General features: G+C 34.5%; 21 protein-coding genes. 7 read left to right on the top strand and 14 right to left on the bottom strand.

The window, feature by feature from the left end; genetic code table 11:
- Positions 1-103: 103 nt before the first annotated feature.
- On the top strand, positions 104-688 hold the full coding sequence (locus tag K5783_RS00285; protein WP_297471541.1) for an ArsR family transcriptional regulator: 585 nt from the start codon (positions 104-106) through the stop codon (positions 686-688).
- Here the strand turns inward: K5783_RS00285 and K5783_RS00280 are convergent.
- Complete coding sequence (locus tag K5783_RS00280) at positions 660-1328, bottom strand: CPBP family glutamic-type intramembrane protease (protein WP_297471539.1); 669 nt, start codon at positions 1326-1328, stop codon at positions 660-662. The two genes, K5783_RS00285 and K5783_RS00280, sit on opposite strands and share 29 nt — an antisense overlap.
- Positions 1329-1336: 8 nt before the next feature.
- The gene (locus K5783_RS00275; protein WP_297471538.1) at positions 1337-2080 is read right to left on the bottom strand and encodes a hypothetical protein; all 744 of its coding nucleotides are present in this window, start codon (positions 2078-2080) and stop codon (positions 1337-1339) included.
- A gap of 156 nt (positions 2081-2236) precedes the next feature.
- Here K5783_RS00275 and K5783_RS00270 point away from each other — a divergent pair, with 156 nt between their 5' ends.
- The 4 genes from K5783_RS00270 (at position 2237) to K5783_RS00255 (ending at position 4840) form a co-directional block, all read left to right on the top strand.
- Positions 2237-2632 carry a hypothetical protein gene (locus K5783_RS00270; RefSeq protein ID WP_297471536.1) on the top strand — a complete coding sequence of 132 codons (396 nt, stop codon included), beginning with the start codon at positions 2237-2239 and terminating at the stop codon, positions 2630-2632.
- 24 nt (positions 2633-2656) lie between these two features.
- Positions 2657-2908 carry a hypothetical protein gene (locus tag K5783_RS00265; RefSeq protein ID WP_297471534.1) on the top strand — a complete coding sequence of 84 codons (252 nt, stop codon included), beginning with the start codon at positions 2657-2659 and terminating at the stop codon, positions 2906-2908.
- Between the two features lie 82 nt (positions 2909-2990).
- Positions 2991-3695 (top strand): DsbA family protein, encoded by a 705-nt coding sequence (locus K5783_RS00260; RefSeq protein WP_297471533.1) that lies wholly within the window; start codon positions 2991-2993, stop codon positions 3693-3695.
- A 137-nt stretch (positions 3696-3832) separates the two neighbouring features.
- A complete protein-coding gene (locus K5783_RS00255; RefSeq protein WP_297471531.1) occupies positions 3833-4840 on the top strand; it encodes a TIGR00341 family protein in 1008 nt (335 codons plus the stop codon).
- Positions 4841-5035: 195 nt separating this feature from the next.
- Here the strand turns inward: K5783_RS00255 and K5783_RS00250 are convergent, their stop codons facing one another.
- Positions 5036-5182: a hypothetical protein gene (locus K5783_RS00250; protein WP_297471529.1), complete on the bottom strand. Its 147-nt coding sequence runs from the start codon at positions 5180-5182 to the stop codon at positions 5036-5038.
- Between the two features lie 168 nt (positions 5183-5350).
- On the opposite strand from K5783_RS00250, the gene K5783_RS00245 reads away from it, so the two are divergent.
- Complete coding sequence (locus K5783_RS00245) at positions 5351-6688, top strand: YncE family protein (RefSeq protein ID WP_297471527.1); 1338 nt, start codon at positions 5351-5353, stop codon at positions 6686-6688.
- A gap of 107 nt (positions 6689-6795) precedes the next feature.
- Here K5783_RS00245 and K5783_RS00240 read toward each other — a convergent pair whose 3' ends face one another.
- The 5 genes from K5783_RS00240 to K5783_RS00220 all read right to left on the bottom strand — a co-directional run bounded on the left by K5783_RS00240 (position 6796) and on the right by K5783_RS00220 (position 9573).
- Complete coding sequence (locus K5783_RS00240) at positions 6796-6954, bottom strand: hypothetical protein (protein ID WP_297471526.1); 159 nt, start codon at positions 6952-6954, stop codon at positions 6796-6798.
- Between the two features lie 165 nt (positions 6955-7119).
- Positions 7120-8436 (bottom strand): sodium-dependent transporter, encoded by a 1317-nt coding sequence (locus K5783_RS00235; protein WP_297471524.1) that lies wholly within the window; start codon positions 8434-8436, stop codon positions 7120-7122.
- A 188-nt stretch (positions 8437-8624) separates the two neighbouring features.
- Positions 8625-8750, bottom strand: coding sequence for a hypothetical protein (locus K5783_RS00230; protein ID WP_297471522.1), 126 nt, complete (start codon positions 8748-8750; stop codon positions 8625-8627).
- 72 nt (positions 8751-8822) lie between these two features.
- Positions 8823-9062 carry an Lrp/AsnC ligand binding domain-containing protein gene (locus tag K5783_RS00225; RefSeq protein ID WP_297471520.1) on the bottom strand — a complete coding sequence of 80 codons (240 nt, stop codon included), beginning with the start codon at positions 9060-9062 and terminating at the stop codon, positions 8823-8825.
- Positions 9063-9201: 139 nt separating this feature from the next.
- Positions 9202-9573 carry an Lrp/AsnC ligand binding domain-containing protein gene (locus K5783_RS00220; RefSeq protein WP_297471518.1) on the bottom strand — a complete coding sequence of 124 codons (372 nt, stop codon included), beginning with the start codon at positions 9571-9573 and terminating at the stop codon, positions 9202-9204.
- 84 nt (positions 9574-9657) lie between these two features.
- Between K5783_RS00220 and K5783_RS00215 the strand changes: the two genes are divergently transcribed.
- Entirely contained in the window at positions 9658-10530 is an 873-nt protein-coding gene (locus K5783_RS00215) for a proline dehydrogenase family protein (protein WP_297471515.1), read from the top strand.
- On the opposite strand, the gene K5783_RS00210 is transcribed toward K5783_RS00215, so the two are convergent.
- The 6 genes from K5783_RS00210 to K5783_RS00185 all read right to left on the bottom strand — a co-directional run bounded on the left by K5783_RS00210 (position 10512) and on the right by K5783_RS00185 (position 16450).
- Positions 10512-12083: an aldehyde dehydrogenase family protein gene (locus K5783_RS00210; protein WP_297471513.1), complete on the bottom strand. Its 1572-nt coding sequence runs from the start codon at positions 12081-12083 to the stop codon at positions 10512-10514. The genes K5783_RS00215 and K5783_RS00210 overlap by 19 nt on opposite strands.
- 1 nt (position 12084) lies before the next feature.
- Positions 12085-12933 (bottom strand): agmatinase, encoded by an 849-nt coding sequence (gene speB, locus K5783_RS00205; protein WP_297471511.1) that lies wholly within the window; start codon positions 12931-12933, stop codon positions 12085-12087.
- Between the two features lie 130 nt (positions 12934-13063).
- The gene (locus K5783_RS00200; protein WP_297471509.1) at positions 13064-13864 is read right to left on the bottom strand and encodes a winged helix-turn-helix domain-containing protein; all 801 of its coding nucleotides are present in this window, start codon (positions 13862-13864) and stop codon (positions 13064-13066) included.
- A 40-nt stretch (positions 13865-13904) separates the two neighbouring features.
- Positions 13905-14873, bottom strand: a complete 969-nt coding sequence (locus K5783_RS11245; protein WP_366939130.1) for a nitroreductase family protein — start codon at positions 14871-14873, stop codon at positions 13905-13907.
- A gap of 41 nt (positions 14874-14914) precedes the next feature.
- Complete coding sequence (locus K5783_RS00190) at positions 14915-15061, bottom strand: hypothetical protein (protein ID WP_160049213.1); 147 nt, start codon at positions 15059-15061, stop codon at positions 14915-14917.
- 555 nt (positions 15062-15616) lie between these two features.
- Positions 15617-16450, bottom strand: a complete 834-nt coding sequence (locus K5783_RS00185) for a hypothetical protein (protein WP_297471505.1) — start codon at positions 16448-16450, stop codon at positions 15617-15619.
- Between the last annotated feature and the right edge of the window lie 4 nt (positions 16451-16454).

The raw sequence follows: 16454 nt of genomic DNA, 5'->3' as shown, positions 1-16454 counted from the left end.
AATATATCCATAGAAATGAATATATCCATTATTATCAAATATATGGAATATGGTGAATATATCCACGGCCTTACAGACGTCACTGGATATATTCAAGGCAATAATGGACAATGGTCCCCTCACACTTTACTCTGCAAACAGCAAGACTGGAATTCCAATTGGTACAATTCACAGACACTTTGGGCAGTTAAGCAAGTCAGGCAAAATTCGAGTTTATGAGTCAAAGAAAAAGGGCAGGAAAAAAATTGGGTATGGCCCTACAGTTTATGGGATAATCAAAGCCTACAAACAGGATCGAGAGTTTGCAGAAAAAATTGAAAACTATTTTCTGATATGGATAGAAAACAAAGAATTTCAAAAAGATCTCGAAAAAGAAGGATTTGACATAACTATTGAAAATCTAAAAAAATCAAAACATGTGTTTAGAAAGTTTTTGGAATATTTCAGTGCAGTCGAAGAACAAATAGAAAAGATAAGACATGGTGATGATTCAACATCTCGTGACATACAGGTATTATTTGGCTCTATGATGTTGTCATCAGATACTCACTATCAAAAACTTTGGGCGGAACTGTATAATCAACTTCCAGGAATTCAAAAAGATCTTGACGAATATATGGAATCTATGATAAAGTCATACAAAGAGTTTAAGAAACATTCTAGAAAACATAATCTGAAAACAAAATAGCAGCTGACACAAATATGATTCCAACTGGAATGAGATACAAGAATCGATTGAGATATCTTTTCTTGTTTTGATATGCAAGATATACAATAACTCCTGCAGATATTGCCATGATTAGGTTTAGGACATCATACATGTCGTTAACAATACTGCATTGGCGCAATCCCAACATGCAGTAAAGAATCAAAAATGAAAAATTCCATGCAGAATGAAACACGATTGCAAACCATCCTTTTTTGCTAATCCATGTTCTGATGCTAAAAAATATGTGCGGAATTGTTAGGAGAAACCCCCCATATGCTAGTGCCTCAACTGAAAATATGGATGAACTAAACAAGTGTGATGCAGACCAAATTATTCCTGAACCCAAAAGTATCAAAGGGTTGCCAGTCATGTAGTATGGCATCCCAAAAAATATTGATTCCTCTAGTAATCCTGAGCTTATTGCAAGAGTTATGGATACTGGAAATTGCGGTATTTCATAGTCTGAAATGATATTTGTGGCAAAAAAAGAGCCCGTATACATCAAAATCACGCCTAATCCGTGGTAGAACAGGCCCATTTTTAGAAGGTAGAAAATGCTTGTTTTCTGAAATGGTTTGAGCCATGTTTTTGGATTAATGTCTCTTATTTCATGAATCATTATTTCTCCTAGTCTTCAAAACTAAAAACAGCATGAGTATAATACACTTGAGTAAAATCCCATCGCTTCTTTTCTAAATCACATTTCTTTGTTTCCTGTGATATTACGTGGATGTTTGGATGAAACTCCACGTCTGTCTCAAAACCAGATACAAAATCAAAAAAATATTTTCCATCATCATCCGGGTACAATCCTATGTTACCAGTTTTAAAAAATACCTCGGACACTCCTTGCTTTATTGGGATAGGTTCTGGATATCCTCCCTCTCCTCGAATTTTCTGACCATCTTTACAAATTGCGGGATAGTACTGTAGCGATAACTTGTAAAAAATTTGCCCGTCTGGGACTTGGGTGTAATCTACAACATTGTTTCCGTTTTGATCAACTAGACCAGATGTGATGTATTTGTCTGCAAGATTACCCCAGTATTCATTTAGAGTTGACATTTCTATTCCTATAAGAGAGAAATTCCACTGTGTGATAGTATCCAAAGATTCAGCATTTGTAATTTTCTCTGTAATTGTTATTGGCACAATTGTTCTGTTGGCAGGTCTGTCTTGAACTGTGATGATGCTTCTAGTTTCTGGTGCGTGGTTTTCTGAAATGTCACTAACAGAATCAGACAAACTTGAAACTAAACTTGATATTCCGTAAAATGCAAATAGAATCAACATTGCAATTCCCACATTTCTTGCAAATTTCTTTTTGTATTTGGGACCCACTGGAGTAAAAAAGTAATTGAAATTATTCATGCTTTTCCTCAACAATCTCGATTAATGATAAAACTAAAAAACATCCCACGGTATTTGGTAAATATAAGAGATTCATAAGTTGTTCTACATTATTTCGAAACACCAGTAACCGCTGATCCGAATAATTTATGACGGATGAATTAGATAGGGCACAATATGAAAGACAAGATAAGCCAAGTCCTTATGAAAACAAAACTAAAAAAAATTGCAGGAGTTCTGGCTCATTTCTCATCTGATCACTTCACTGCTAAGCCTGAGGCATTTTGTGCACTGGGATTATTGTATTACAATACAGGAAATATGAGTAGTAAGAATAGTTGGGAAGAGCTTGATGTTCGTGGCGATTTTGAATTCCTAAAAGAAAACTATGGGATTACCCGAGAACAATTTAGGAAATTGTATAACTGTCCTGCATGCGACAAATCTGAATTTGGGCTAAACGAATTTCTGATACATTTGAGTGATTATCATGATCCAAAGACTCGATTAGAGGGGGTTGTTCCATTTACCTTTAAAGAGATAGGACAAATCTTGGAAAAAGAAGGACTGTAAAGATAAGACGTTATTGAGAATGCTATGAATGTAAAATTTCAAAAACACGTTACAAATTACGAGTTTGCCACATTTGAAGAGTATAAGATAATTGAGGATATTGAATTTTGTTGTTATAGACTGCGTATAATGGATTCACAGTTACATTTGTGGAACAAGAAGTCAGGCAAGTTTTGTTGGGCAGACACAGTATCTCATGATGATGTGGTCTATTATCCAATTGATTTTTGTCCTTTTTGTGGTGAGCGATTTGAGTATACAGAAACTAAAAACTAAAGACAGAACAGATTCTCTAGCAGAATGTTGTTTTATGCATAATTCAAGATAGATTCTTTTAACACTTTGAATTTGTTCTGTTGTGGGAAAGCGAAACAAGAAGACAAGACAGCCTGGAAAATCAAATACCAAAATTGTCATGATTGGCATAATATGCGCAGTAATTGTTGCAGTAGTTGGAATATCATATGTGAATCCAGATGCAATAAAGGCAGACAATCCAAACGCTGTCAAATTATCGCTTGATACTCGTAGTGGTTCTCCAGTTCTTGGTGATATGTCTGCACCAGTTACAATTATAGAATTTGGGGACTATCAATGTCCTTTCTGTAAGAGATGGAATGAATCAACAAAACCTGCTATAGAAAAGGATCTGATTGAGAGTGGAGAAGCTAGTCTGATTTACATTGACTTTCCCATCATAGGACCTGACTCTTTAACCATTCATGCCGGAAGCTACTGTGCTCAGGAACAAGATATCTATTGGAAATATCATGACTTTGTATATGCAAACCAAGGACATGAAAACGACGGCTGGGCAAATTCAGAAAATCTGAAGAAACTCGTGTCTGAAATTGACGGATTAGACACAAATTTGTTTGTCCAATGTCTTGATTCTGGAAAATATGAAAAGCGGGTGGAGGACAACAAAAAGATAGCATCAGAATCAGGAGTAAGATCTACTCCGACATTTATCATCATTGGGCCTGAAAATGCAGAAATGATTACAGGAGCACAACCTTACACCACATTCAAGGGAATCATAGATGAAATGTATGGTAAATAAACAAACCAATTCTTGTTTTTCAAATTCCAACAGATTTAGTTTAGTGAATCGTAGAGAGTTTGAATACTAGGTCTTATTTTCTAACACCACAAAAGATAACAACTAATACATAAAACGATTTACAAGACAGATAAGATTTGAGAAAAATTGAAGTTATTTGTTATGAACAACAAAGCCAAAGTTTAGAATTTACTTTTAAAAAATACAAAATTCCATACCACGTTGAATTGACTATGGCAGAAAATGAAAAGCTTCTTCGCTATACCGGAATATGCCCAGATTCCTTGGCCAATGCGTTAACAAACGAATTAAACAAAATAATCGATACCAGAAGAAAAGAATTGTATGTCACGAGTTTAGCAATTGAAGCCACATTATCAGATTACCTAACAAACTATGTCAAAGAACTTGAAACAAAACAAGTCAAAGTAAAAAAGAAAAAACTCATTGAAGAGTATGAGTCATTAATTGAACCAAATGTAAGGTTTAACAAAAATCTACTTTTTATGATTGTCATAGCCGCGGGAGTTACAGTGGCAGGATTATTTGCAAATAACGCCTCTTTGGTAATTGGGGCGATGCTAATATCCCCGTTACTAGGACCTATCTCTGCTTTTTCATTTAACACGGCAGTAGGAAAAACCAACAAAATGTTCAAGGCACTTGTGTCTGGATCGATTTTACTTGCTGCAGTTGTCGCTACTGGTGCCATTTTAACTGTAATTGCTGCACAGTTTGTAGATTTACCCTTAACTAATGAAATATTGTCTAGAACTGTCGTTTCCCCTGTATTCTTAGCAGTTGCAATAGCACTTGGCATTGCAGGTGGAATTGCAATGTCTACAAATATTCCTGGAATCTTGGTAGGCGTAGCAATTGCAGCAGCTTTAGTACCACCTGCAGTTGTTTCAGGAATCGGGATTGCTTTGTGGGATTTTGAAATTTTTTCAAGCGCACTAACTCTTACTGGTGCAAACATTATCGGATTGGTATTGGGAATGATGATTGTCTTCTTCATCGGAGGCGTCACTCCAAGAAAGTTTTATGAAAAAGAAAAAGCTCAGCAACACATGATAATAACAATAACAATTTTCATCGGATTAAGCATCTTATTGGGATTTTTATCGTTAAAACCCCAATTCTAGAAATAATTTTAAAAATCTCAGACTGTGAAACATTATCGTTTAATGAAATATTATTTTCATTTTAAAACAGACATTTCTAAGATTCAATTCCAATCAACAATACAAGAAAATCATTTTGTATTTCAGATGCTGTCATGTTATGAAAATAAAATACAATATTTCAGATTCTAGCGAAAAATTAAAAAATTCTTGCTGTTATCTGAACAATCCACTAGTGACAAGATATGCCCCTATACCTATTCCTATCATTACACCTATTCCCATGCAGATAAGGTCAAACTTTACTACCTTTTTGAATGGTGCATGAACCATCTTATCCCAAGTACTGTCTTCGTGTTTCATATGCATTGTACTTTCCTAGTAGTACTTGAAGTTGAGTAAAGAAACAAGCTAATTTTTAAACAATCAGCTAACTTTCAAACAATCAGCTTATGCGATTTAATAAATAATCCAAGAGTTATTTTATTTATGAGAAATTATTTTTTGGTTATTTTTCCAATTATATTTTTTATGGGCATATCTAATGTAGAGGCACAAACGTTAGAACAAACCATACCAGTTTCTCCAAGTCCCATGAAACTTGTACTTGAAGATAACAAATTATTTACATCAAGTTTTGAATATCCACATGTATCAATAATTGATCTATCCTCAATGGAGTCTGAGTTTTTTACAACATCGGATACTGGTGTTATGGGCATTGAAGTAATTTCAGAAATGAATAAGTTATACGTATCAATGTATGGTAGTAGTAAAATAGATGTTTTTTTCTTAAACATGACTTATTTTCATACACTTCAATTACCTAGTTCACAAATTTCTTTTGAAGCACCTCCTTCTGATCAGATTAGTAAAGATTTGTCATACGATACCGGCGGATGGGCTATATCATATAATCAAAATCTTGAATTAGTTTATGTTCTTGACTATCACTCGGATATAATATACGTGATAAATCCTTACAATGATCAAATTATTGAACAAATAACTGTGCCAGCACATCCATTTGAAATGGCAATTGATGAAATCTCCAACACATTAATTGTTACTTCTACTGCAGGTAATTCGGTTAGTGTTATAGAGCCAGTTTTTGACTCTGAGAGAAAATTTCCTAGTCACAAAGTAGTAAAAACCATCAATGTTCATGAGGGTCCATGGGATATCGAAATTGATTCAGAAGAACATATTGCTTATATTGCAAATAGAGGAAGTGAAGAAATCACAGTATTATCAATCATAGATGCAAGAGTTATCAAAACAATTCCTTTGGAGTATACCGCGCAAGCACTAACGCTGGACGCTAAAAACAATATTTTGTATGTCTCTCATCAATATGAAAATCAGATAAATTCCATAAATCTAGATTCCGAAGAACTAGAATACGCCATAACTACTGAGACATATCCATGGGACATACATTATGATGAAAAAACTGGAAGATTGTTTGCTGCATTAAAAGACGCTGACAAAGTAGCAATTTATGAAACTCAAGAACCATATAATGTCAAAAAGCCCTATTATTTTGCAAAATCCAATGCAAATCTTTTAGGGTTATCTGAAGATTTTTGGATCACTTTATGGGATAAAAACAGAATAATTCACACTACAGATGATGATTTAGCCATAGTGGAATTTGACATACAGACTATGTGTCCAACATCTGTTGACGTTTTCTGTCTTGAAGGTACAGTTACACAAGTAGATAATTCAAATCTATTTGAGGAAGAGGATTATTTGCAGATTTACATCATTGAAGATGAAAAAAAGATAATGAGGACGTCTTTTACCGGAGTTGAACAAGTCTTTAATTTAGAACTAGAAAAATTTATTGAAATTGATTCCACATGATTTCATAAAAACTTGCTAATAATTTAATCTGAAATTTTTTTAACATATGTCACACAATTGTGTGTCTAGGAGCAAATAACATTATGAATACAAACAATTTTAAAAAATTAATTGGGTGAAGCAGCAGCCTTTTCTTGCTTAGGTGCTTCTTCTTGTTCTCTACAAGTATCAGAAGGTCGAGATCCCTTTTGGACATTGGAACTTTTTGAGGATTCCAGTCTCCCTTCTGATTCTGTTGTTTCAGCGACAGGTTGTTTTTCTGTCATGATTAAATTACGTTGAAAAATTACATATAGGTAACTAATTTTTTTAATTTAAAATAAGCTCTATAATGAACATTAAGCTTTTCATCATTCATCTTGCAAACAGAGTTTGTAGTTCAGCAGGAAATATTTCAAGTAAAATTGTTTCAAATATGTATGAATGAAAAATTAAAAAGTTTTCAAAAACATGGAATAGATGATTGTAAAGATTATCAATAACGGTGCAACAAATTTGATCAAGTGAATCGTCCAACTTGGAAAAGTGTATTTAGAATTTTTGTTTAGATTTTCTAGAATTTTTTTCTTGTTCATAAACCAAGTGACAGATAAAACAAACACCAATTCAGCTAGAGTAATCCCATAGGTTCCAAAAATGTCATCCATAAAATCCAAAAAGGTCATTTGATTGATTTGGATGGCCAACGGAGTATAACTTAGTGCAGAAGGAATTCCAATTACCATCAACAATACAAATACAATCAAAGTAGCTTTTTTTCTAGAAATTTTTAATGATTCTTGCAAGGAGGACATAGGAACCTGAAACAATCCTATAGCAGAAGTCATACCTGCAACAAAAAGTAATGCAAAAAATATTGTCCCTAAAACAAAACCATAATCCATTTGGAAAAATATCTCTGGAAGTATTTTGAATACCAAAGGCAACCCTTGGGAAGGGCTTTGGTCACTAGAAAACACAAGTGAAAAAATCAAAATTCCTGCAAATATAGACACCAATGTATTTGTGCTGATAATTATGGCAGTAGGTTTTAAGAGAAATTGCCGTTTTCCAAGATAGCTTCCATAAGTCAACAATGCCCCAGAACCTAAAGATAGTGAAAAAAATGCTTGCCCCATAGCTGTAGCCCAAATGCCAGGATTTGAGAGATATGAAAAATCAGGCATCAGAAAATACGAAATTCCCTCAAAAGCCCCTGGAAGTGTTGCAGAATATATCGAAAAAGGTATCAATATAGAGATAAGAACAAGTACTGAAATTTTATTGAACTTTTCAATTCCATTAATAACACCCTTACCAACTATGACTACAACGATTAACGAGACAATGACGAATGCAATCAGGGGAAAATAGGTCTCAGACATGGCTCCAAAATCAACAGGAGAGGCAACAAGAAATCTTGAAAGAAAGAATCCAATCCAGCCGATAATCACAAGATAATAGCTTAAAATTGCTAACGATACAAAAGCAATGAAAACACCCGACCATTTTAATTTGTTTTTTATCTTTTCAAGACTTTTGACAATTGAGGATTGAAAATATTTCCCAACTGCAAATTCTAACATCATTAAAGATAATCCCAATCCAATAACCACCATTAAGAAAGGAATTAGAAATGCACCACCACCATTTTCACCAACAATATAAGGAAATCTCCAGATGTTGGCTATGCCCACAGCAGAACCAATGCATGCCAGAATAAAACCACTAGACGATGTCCATTCTTCTCTTTTTATTTCGTGATCCACATTAAAGATTTTTTTGCATTTGAAAAAAATATCTGTAAAGCATAAACATTATTTTAAGCTAGAAAACGGAAAAATATTTCAACATTAGAATTATTAAGTTAGAACTAAACCATCATTCATCATTACTAAAAATTATCCACAAACTGAACATTTAATCTGTTTTTTATCATAAATATTCACAATATTATTTATGAATTAACATAATCATCCATTACTTGTTTTATTTCCTTTCGTGGAATGTTTTTTTTATTTTCAAGTTTTGCCTTCATTATCTTTTGAAGTCTTTCCACTTCGTAGGTTTTTTTAACGTGCATAATTCATAATAATTGTATTATCTAATAACATTCACTAAGCTAATAACAATAATTTCAGCTGGATTATTTACACTAGTTTTGTTGTCCCGTATCTACCAAAGTAAGCGTGGAACGAACATCATCCATTTTTCGAATATTCCATTTCACGGTTTCTCGTACATTGTCTTTTTGTTCATGCTCAATTTTAACAATAACATCATAGGCACCAAATGTACCCTGTACTTCTTTTACAGAGTCAATGTGTTTTAGATTTTCGATGACTTTTTTCTTTTTATTTAATTCACAGTTTATCAAAACATATGCTTTATTCATAATTTCCTTTATCTGCAATCGTATTTTAATAGTTCAAAAAAACATCTTAAAGATTTTTAAAAAATACAGGTATTACTTACAAATTTAAATTATTTGTCAATTCAGATATAAGACTATAAAGAATTTCAAACTGTTTAGACTAGTTTAATTTTGTCTCGTCATCATAATCATCTTCGTCTAAATCCTCTTCTTCATCTTCAGAAGATTCATCCAAAGGTTTTTTCTGTTCTGGGATGACATCTGGGATGACATCTGGAATTAAATCAGGAACAATATTTTGCTCATCAACGGGGATAAGCGTCAAAGTAGAATTAACATGATCTAACTTTCGGATTTGATCAGAAATAATATTGTCAAGTTGTGATTTACTATCAGATTCTATTCTTGCCACAATGTCATAGACACCGTATGTTCCTTGAGCATCAATTACATTGTTAATTTTCCTCAATTGTCCCAGTATTGACTGCTCTTTACCCGGATCACAATTAATTAGAACAAAAGCCTTATCCACAATAACAGTACACAATCATCAAATTTCTCTTTTGTGGTTCAAGAATAACTAAAATCATATAATTATCGTCAAAGAACACTCACTGTGGGAACCGGTACACAGTTGATGGAAAAAGTTTTGTTTAAAATTGCAAAACAATGGATTGCAGGAAATACTATTGATGATGCGCTAGTTTCTGCAAAAAACGCATACCAATTAGGAAGACATGCAATCATAAACAAATTAGGCGAATACCATACCTCTAAAAAGCAAATCAGCGTAGCTATGGAAGAGTATAAAAAAATCATAGATTCTTTTAGAAAGTGGAAGATTCGTGGGGCAATCTCGGTAAAACCAACACAGATAGGCCTTTCCATTAGCCAGAAAGAATGTTATCATAATTTTGAAAAAATCATACAAAAAGCATGTAATGCACATGTCTTTGTTTGGTTGGACATGGAGTCAGCTGAACATACGGATGAGACAATAGAAATTTACAGTACATTTTTTTCAAAATATGAAAGACTCGGTATTGCATTACAAGCCAATCTCAAGAGAACTGAAGATGATCTGAATGACTTGTTACAGATGGGTGCAAAAATACGCCTAGTAAAAGGAGCATACCGAGAAAAAGCAAGCACATCATTCAAATCAAAAGAAGATGTGGACAAAAATTATCTAAAGCTAATGAAAATGCTATTCAAGAAAGGAAACGAATTTGCAATAGCAACACATGACGAAAAAATGATACGAAAAGCAGAAAACTTGTCAAAAAAATATCCCAAAAAATTTGAGTTTCAGATGTTAAAAGGAATCAGAGAGGAACTAAAGCCCAAACTAATTAAAAAGAAACTGGTTGTTTCAGATTACATCCCATATGGAATTAATTGGTTACCTTATTCATTCAGGCGAATTAAAGAGAGAAAAAGAAACATACTGCTGCTTGGAAGTTCGCTGATTCAATCACAACGGGTTTGAGTCTGACTATGCATGAATTGCTGCAGATAGTTTTCACCACCTGTACCTTTTCCCGTAGATCCTGAATATTTCCAACCAACAAATGGCTGACTAGAAACTAATGCAGCAGTAGTTGCACTTGCGAAACGATTAGCATACGCAACACCTGCTTGAATTTTTGCAAAGAATTCTTCCACCTGTTTGTCATCATTGCTAAAAATACCTGCAGTCAACCCATATTCTGTTTGATTTGCAAGTTTGATTGCATCATCAAAGGTATCGTATTTTTGAATGCACAAAAATGGTAAAAATAGCTCCTCTTTGACAAGTTTGTGATCATCAGGTAATTTTGTGACTATCGTAGGTTCCACAAAATAACCCTTCTCAAGCCCTGACGAAGTCAGTATTGTACCTCCTGTAAGAACCTCGCCGTCTTGTTTTGCCAAGCTTACTGCACTTTCAAATTTTGTTTTTGCATCCTTGTTAATCACAGGTCCCAGAAACACATCCCTTTCCCAAGGCATTCCTATTCTTAGTTTCTTTGTCTTCTCAACAATCTTTGAAATGAACTGATCAGCAACATCATTTTGAACATAAACTCGAGAGCACGCACTACATTTTTGTCCTCCAAATCCAAAAGCAGCGTTCATTACTCCTTCAGCTGCCTTGTCCAAATCAGCATTTTTAGTTACAATGGCTGGATTTTTTCCTCCCATTTCAGAGATGAAAGGTTTTGCCGTGATTTTAGTAAACTCTTGGAATCCCTTCATGCCAACCTCACGAGAGCCAGTAAATGCAATGCCGTCAACGTCTTTGCTTTCAATGATGGTTTTTCCAACTATTCCTCCGGAACCTGTTACAAAATTAATTGCGCCGTCTGGAATTACAGAATATATGATTTTTGCAAACTGAAAGGAAGATAATGGTGCGTCACTTGCAGGCTTTAAAATTGCAGTATTTCCTGTGATTAACGCAGCAGTAGTCATACCTATTGCAATTGCAGATGGAAAGTTAAATGGCGCAATTATTCCCCACACACCATACGGTTTCATTATAACCTGTGTTTTCTCATGAGGATTTGGATGAGCAGTCTGCTTGCAGAATCCTTGGTTATTTTCTAATTGTAATGCATAAAATCTCATAAAGTCTATAGCTTCATCAACGTCTCCCATAGATTCTAGTCGATTCTTTCCATTCTCAAAAGTCATAAGGGCAGCTAAAAAGAATTTTTCTTTGGAGAAAGCATCTGCACAATTTCTGAATGTTTCAACTCTTTTTTGAAACGTTGTATTACTCCATTTTTCAAATGAATTTTTTGCACTAGATATGGCATTTTTTGTGTCATCAACTGACGTTTTTGGAAATTCTGCAACAACGATTTCAGTGTCAGAAGGACATCGGACGGAAAAACAATCATCGTAATAGATCTCTTTGCCATTAACTATTATCGGATATTTTTTCCCAAGAATTTTTCTGACTTTGTCAATTGCACTATCAAAAGATTCATGAAACTTTTCAGTAGTATTATTTGCTACAGCCTTGCCCCATGTGTATTCGTTTTCAAATTCAGACAAGTTATGTTTCACCTGATGAATAAAGCACTTCAGATATTATTCTAGATGCCAAATGCGATGTTCTGTCTTTGATGTCAAAACTAGGACACACTTCCATTATATCCATTCCAATTATTCCTCTTTTTGCAATTTTTTGTAATAAATAGATAGCATCATTACTGTTAAGACCCATAGGAACTGGAACAGAAACACCTGGGGCATATGCAGGATCGATACAATCCATATCAAATGAGACATATACTTTATCCCCTAATTTGTCCAAGATTGTGTTTGCAACTTTTGCTATTCCCTGCTCTGCAATGTCAAAAGGGGTAATTACTTGTAGATTGTATTTTTTGATATTATCCAATTCTTCTTGTTCAGGAGTTCGAATTCCTATTTGAATACTTGATTCAATCTCAATTCTAGAAAGAACATCAGTGATTACTGAACCATAGTAGTTGGTAGCGGAACTTACAAAGTCAGGATGAGCATCAAAATACACCAGAGAGATTTTTTCATAGGTGTTTGCCATGGAGTTAATTATTTGACTTGTAATGGAATGATCACCTCCAATAGAAATAGGAATCTTTGAGGAGTCGGAAATTTTGTCATACATATTTTCAATATCGGTTCTGCCGATGTTCCCAATGTCATGCACTTTTTTTTCATTGCCTTGAAATGGCCTCCCAAGGGAGATTTCACCATTCCGAACATAGGAATCACGCAGATTAGAGATTTGTCGGATTTTAGATGGCGCTTCCTCCGTTCCTTTCCTTAAAGCATGTGATTGGGATTCGTCTGGAATTCCCAATATGACAAATTCGGATTCATCAAAATTATCAGTGTTAGCCCAACAAATTTTCTCCATAATTACTTTGCAATGTTATAGAATTTGTATTTTTTTGCCTTGAACCAAATGAAATAGATGTAACACTCAATAACAGAGACTCGAACTAATTCTCACAAAGACCAACTAGGAAGAACAGATATGAACAAGATTATTCTTTTAACTTACTTTCCCTGAACACATCAGAGCCATACCAACAGTATCTAAAATAATCAAGACACCATTCATGAAACATCAAGTCATCTGAATAAAACATTTCAGTAAGATCAGACTCCCCATCCAAAGTTGGAAACATTATGCATGCCTCTTTTTCATTCAGAATTACAACTGTCTGGACATTCTTTTCCATCTTTCTCTCAATCAGACCTTTTTCAATTAATTTGTCAAAACCAAGTTTCTTCAGCAATGCCTTTCTCCCTTTAGGAACTGATGCAGATTCTGAAAATATGTAATTGAATCTGACTCCTTTTTTGACTTGTTTCACCAGTGGCTCTATCAAATCCAATGGAACGTCTGATAACACTTCGTAGATGTATTCATTTGAGTTTTTGTAAATGCTTTTCCATTGTTCCAAAACTTTGGAGATTCCTTTGACGTATTGACCATTTGCAAGCTGGCCACAGCGCATTTGAAACTTGTATGGAATGTCACCAAAGTTATGCTCTTCAAAATATTTCCTATTTTGCGAGATAAAAATAAGTGATGGCACTTGAGTGCACACAATTTTTCCAAATGTTGTTAACAAATAGGTACCATTTGTTTCCTTTTCAATAAGGCCACTTTCCTCCAGCCTTACAAAATTTCTATGTACTTCTTGTTTTGTAGCGTCAATTTCTTTTGCCAATGCAGTAGGAGTATAGTTTTTTTCAAGTAATTTGAATAAAATCTGCATTCGTTGAGGACTGGCCAAATCAAGCACATAGTTTGCAGTCTCATCGAAAAGATCAGGCATTGAACATATTCCTCAATACTGGATAAAAATGATTACAAAATCATTCTATAACTTTGATTAGTTCTTTGAGCTTTCTTCTTGATTTTGGCGGCTTTTTCTTATCTGGGTAACCAATACAAAGAATTGATGAAGGTTTCAAATCAGTTCCCAAAATCTTCTTTACTTTTTCCTCATCGAACATTCCAATCCAAATTGTGCTAAGCCCCACTCCCGAGGCTGCCAATAATGAAAATGCAGCGGCAATAGTGGCGTCTTGTAACGAGAATTTCTCCAATGTCTCTGGAGGAAATTTCAGTTTGACTCTGGATGGATCAGTACAAAATACCAAAACAACAGGTGCATTGACATAGGGTTGCTTGTTTGCAGCTTCGACAAGTGCTTCTTTGGTATTTTTATTTTTAATCAGAAATACCTGAAATCCTTGAAAGTTACCAGCTGTTGGAGCAACATCTGCTGCCGAGAGAATTTTATCAATCTTCCAGTCCTCAACCTTGGTTTTATCAAATTTTCTTGTGGAACGCCTTGTAGCAAAAACTCTGAACAGGTCTGTTGGAGAAAGGTCTTGTCTTATTTTTTCAGGTTCGGATGACAGAATAGCTTCAATCAGGGATTGTTTTTGATTTGTTTTAGAAAATTTTTCTTGCACTTTGTCATCTTTTCGTATCCATACTGAAGGATAGAATTCCTTTGAACCTATGTAGACATACTGGGGCTCGTGAGGGACCTCAGCATACTCTAAAACTTGCTGTTGAAGATCAGTTGTCTTTGCTTCCAATAACGGGTGATTTGTTAGAGTAAACTGAGTAACGTCAGAATTTACTCTGATGAGACTTGATTGATCTTCCAATTCTACTTCGCCAGTGGAATTTTTTTTAAAAATTTCAACTAAATCCTCTAATTCTTTTTTGTTTAGAATGACCACATCAGTATCATCCTCATCAACTCCTTTCCAAACTAACCTACATCCCTCCTTTGATGTGTAAGACGGCTCTATTGTTTGAAATTGCATGCTGATAGTTATGAACAGTTATTATAAAAAAGAAATTGTTGCTAGCCCAATAAACCGCTAGCAACAAGATAGGCTCCAGCGCCCATTCCCATTACTACACCGATTCCCATGCAGATGAGGTCAAACTTTACGACCTTTTTGAATGGAGCATGAACCATTTTATCCCAGTTTGAGATTTGTTGTTTCATGATTATACTATAGTGCTAGTTCTTCATAGATTCTGGTAAATTATTTAGATTACCGGTAAGCTGAATAGCTGACCAATGTATATGGTCAGTAATAACGTATTCTTTCCATGCGAGAACTACATTGCTCTAGACCAGTCAAGAACTGTGATTTTTTCCACAGATTTCTCGCTGTTTTTTCAAAGGAGGAATCACAATGATTCAAAATAAACAAAAATCAAAATTAATGATTCCTAGATACAAAAAGGCATTCATTGGTTTCTATGTTTTTGCAGTAATTTCGGTTATTGTTCTTTCATTAGGATTGTAGGTGAAAAATACAATGAGAATGGATAGTTGCAGAAAATGTGGGTTCGTCTTGGAGACAAAACAAAAATGTTCAATTTGCATAGAACCGATAAAATTTTCCTGCAAGAATTGTAACTTTGAAACAGATGAGCAGATTCACTCTATCTGCAGGTTAGTAGATGTGAACTACAGGCCGTCAGTTTACGGGGTTGCATGATTGCTTCGTAATGCCTGATCTTATCAGCCCGTATTAAAAATAAAAGAGAATGGTTATTGAAGTTCTTGAATTCGTTTTATGATTTCATTCATCTCAAATACCATTTTTTTCTGAGCAATGATATTCTTTGATTCTAAGAATTGGCTTTGGAGGTCGGAAAGAGAGTCTTTTAGATCACTTATCTGCGTAGGCTTTGGCTCAAACACAGTTCTTGTTATAGGAACTGACTGCTTTGAATCAATTTGAACTTTGGAGATTTTTGCAGTACATCCATAGCATGGAGCTTCGATGTCATTTTCGTATCGGGGTAATTTCCCATTTACGTCAAAATTTGACTGAATGTCTTCTTGTGCAAGGTTGTGTTTTATGTTAAGATCTCTCACAATGTTTTGCATTTCGATTTTTGGCATCTTGGCAAATTGGATATATTGTTTCATAGCTTCAGAAAATGTTCCGCCTTGTTTTATAACAGAATCCCTTGCATCTCTTGCCAGAGATATTTTTGCGTGAAGATAATCAAATTGATCCCAGAATATCCCATGGTTTGTAGCATTGAGATTTGAAACATATTTTGCAAATGCATTTCTAGGCGTGAATTCTTCATATGTTTTTTCCATTCTTTGGAGTTCTTGTTTTAGAGATTCTTGTGAAATGGCCCGTTGCTCATCAATGAGTTTTTGTTGGGTATTACGCTTGTTTTCAGTCTCTTTTGCTTGCAGGAATTGTTTTTTGGCAAATTCTATTTTTGCAAGAATGTCCTGAGAAACAGGATTGTTCAGATCATTGCCTTCAATTTTTTTAAAATCTGACTGTGCAAAGGCGTCAGCACTAAAAACAGACATTACAATTACAGAAGCAATGATGGAGGCATACAGTAGTTTGGTCATTGAA

This window comes from Nitrosopumilus sp. (genome assembly GCF_025699125.1).
GTDB lineage: Archaea > Thermoproteota > Nitrososphaeria > Nitrososphaerales > Nitrosopumilaceae > Nitrosopumilus.
This window is presented reverse-complemented; position numbering and strand designations above follow the sequence as displayed.